At 47.9% G+C, this 466-nt stretch carries 2 tRNA genes; both read left to right on the top strand.

Annotated features, from left to right (window positions below):
* The first annotated feature begins 17 nt into the window (after positions 1 to 17).
* Positions 18 to 94, top strand: a tRNA-Ile gene (locus AC1VOR_RS22975).
* Between the two features lie 32 nt (positions 95 to 126).
* Positions 127 to 202: transfer RNA gene (locus AC1VOR_RS22970), tRNA-Ala, on the top strand.
* Positions 203 to 466 lie beyond the last annotated feature (264 nt).

The raw sequence follows: 466 nt of genomic DNA, 5'->3' as shown, positions 1-466 counted from the left end.
AAGAATATCCCTGTTATGGGCCCTTAGCTCAGCTGGTTAGAGCGCACCCCTGATAAGGGTGAGGTCGGTGGTTCGAGTCCACTAGGGCCCACCATTTATCCCATAACAATGAATGGGTTTTTCTTTGGGGCCATAGCTCAGCTGGGAGAGCGCCTGCCTTGCAAGCAGGAGGTCAGCGGTTCGATCCCGCTTGGCTCCACCATAAGAACTTTATGACCGTTATCCATCGCACGCAAGTGTCGATAAGATAACGTTCGCACTTTGATCCTTGAAAACTGGATAACGAAACGAATTTGCGTTTTAGAACATCTTTTAACTGAACTTGTGTCAAGCAATTGACCAAGGAAGTGTATAAAAGGTAGTTGATACTATGCGTAGATTTTGAGACTGGGGATCCTTTGGAAGTACGCGACTGATGACGGAAGTCAGAGGGAAGCGACGGACAACAGAGCACCAGGCACAAAAT

The sequence above is a fragment of the Paenibacillus sp. 1SOY10 genome (assembly GCF_056836745.1).
This window is presented reverse-complemented; position numbering and strand designations above follow the sequence as displayed.